Raw genomic sequence first — 984 nt, 5'->3', positions numbered from 1 at the left:
TCTTTGCTCTCCCCACCGAAGCCGAACCTCTGCCGGAAGGAGCTCTAGGGCTGGTGTGCTGGGGTAACAAATGCCTGGCCCCTGCCAGTTCTCTCGAGCAAATCCAGTCGCAAATCGGCAAAGGCCAAAATCGAGCTTACTGACCTTTGCCCAACTTTTGCTCAGGGCAGCAGGGATCCCTTTGCCAAGGTTACTGCTGGGGCTCCGCAGGCTTTTCCACCCCAAAAAACTCAATGCGGTAACTTTGGATGCGGGTGCCCGTTTGTTGCTCCACTTGGGCCAGCAGTTCAGGCGGCAGCTCCACGTCCACATCCAAGATGCGGTTGCTATCCAGACAGTTCACGTGGCTGTGGGGATGGGTGCGGTTGCCGTAGCGGCGCCCATCGGCACGATCCAAGCACTCGACAATGTTGTGGCTGGCCAAAGCTTCCAGGTTTTGATAAACGGACGTGTGGCCAATCGGTTTGCCCTGCTGATTTAGGCGATCGTAAATCTCGCGGGCGGAGAGGTGCTCGCCACACTGCCACAGCAGCTCCAGGATATAACGGCGCTGTCGGCTCAAACGCAGATTGCACTCCCGGCACCGTTCCAAAGCAGCTTCCAAAGAATCCAAGGGGCGAGGCATGGAAAACCTCAAGTCATACCGAGTCTGAGATAGGTAGTTGCTCATCTCTACCAAGGTAGCATTTGTGCGTCAACAGTTGTTCAAAAAACACCCCGAACTCTACAAGAGCTGCCGCGCATAGCCATCTTCGAGCCGAGTCCAGGCCGTGCGCAAATGGAAGAGCCCAACATCAGCCTTTTGATTTTCTACAATACCGCTGGAGTGTTGGGGGCAAAGATCATGCAGCGGCGCAAGGTAATTCTGGGTTTGTTGGGGTTGGCCAGCAGCAGTGGATTGGCAGGAGCCTATTGGGCCAGTCGGCAGCAGCCCTCTCATCTAGCCCCAGGGATGGGATCCCCTAGAGCCGCTCTCCCCTCTCC

At 56.5% G+C, this 984-nt stretch carries 1 protein-coding gene and 1 pseudogene; one reads left to right on the top strand and one right to left on the bottom strand.

Annotated features, from left to right (window positions below):
* Positions 1–190 precede the first annotated feature (190 nt).
* Positions 191–625, bottom strand: coding sequence for a Fur family transcriptional regulator (locus NW837_RS12270; RefSeq protein ID WP_414331897.1), 435 nt, complete (start codon positions 623–625; stop codon positions 191–193).
* A 153-nt stretch (positions 626–778) separates the two neighbouring features.
* Between NW837_RS12270 and NW837_RS12265 the strand changes: the two are divergent.
* Positions 779–984: pseudogene (locus NW837_RS12265) on the top strand (hypothetical protein); the annotation flags it as partial.

The sequence above is a fragment of the Synechococcus sp. R6-10 genome (genome assembly GCF_047461815.1).
Classification (GTDB): Bacteria; Cyanobacteriota; Cyanobacteriia; order Thermostichales; family Thermostichaceae; genus Thermostichus.
Note: the sequence above shows the minus strand (reverse complement) of the source record. Positions and strands in the feature narration are given on the sequence as shown.

Bases quoted from the DNA above. Each gene is read 5' to 3' on its own strand.
- NW837_RS12270 (WP_414331897.1), bottom strand. From the start codon at position 625: ATGCCTCGCCCCTTGGATTCTTTGGAAGCTGCTTTGGAACGGTGCCGG.